This window comes from Prevotella sp. AM23-5 (assembly GCF_003473645.1).
In the GTDB taxonomy this organism is placed as follows: Bacteria; Bacteroidota; Bacteroidia; order Bacteroidales; family Bacteroidaceae; genus Prevotella; species Prevotella copri_A.
In genome coordinates this window covers 1-628 of sequence record NZ_QUCG01000190.1, presented here as the reverse complement: position 1 = coordinate 628, position 628 = coordinate 1, and the positions used below count along the sequence as shown (strand labels likewise).

The window sequence follows — 628 nt, the reverse complement described above, 5'->3', positions numbered from 1 at the left end:
GCAAGAATGCCGGCTCTGCCAAGAAGAGTGTGCAGACTGGTAAGAAGGTGGCCGACAAGAAGGAAGCTAGCAAGAAACAGGCTGCACAGGTTGCTGTTTTTGAGAATCCGGAGTTCGGAACGGTTCGCACTACTATAGATGAGAAGGGCGATCCTTGGTTCTGTGCAAAGGATTTGTGTGATGTGCTCGGGTATAAGAAAGCGTCAGAGGCTGTAAGACAGCACGTTAATTCTAGTGATACCGTAAAACGCGGTGTCACTAGAATTGTTAAAAACCGCTATGGTGTTTGCGAGGGAAAGCTGAAGATTGTTCAGATGAACTTCGTTAACGAGAGCGGCTTCTATGCCCTGGTGCTCGGTTCGAAACTGGCTTCGGCGGTGAAGTTCAAGGATTGGGTTACCTCGGTGGTGCTGCCGCAGATTCGCAAGACGGGCGGTTATATCCCGGTGCATGAGGGGGAGAGCGAGGAGGAGACGATTCGCAATGCCGAGGAGATTCTCCGTGCCACCCTGAAGAAGAAGGAGAAACTGCTGGAGCAGCAGAGAAAGCTGCTCCAGGAGAGCAAGGTGATACTGGCTCAGCAGAAGAAGCTCATCGAGGAGCAGGATGTGGAAATCCGAAGACTGAA

Annotated in this window: 1 protein-coding gene; it reads left to right on the top strand. The window is 51.6% G+C overall.

What is annotated here, in order from left to right:
- Positions 1 to 628: Bro-N domain-containing protein (locus DW657_RS17515; protein WP_369973488.1), on the top strand; the 628-nt coding region annotated here is incomplete at both ends.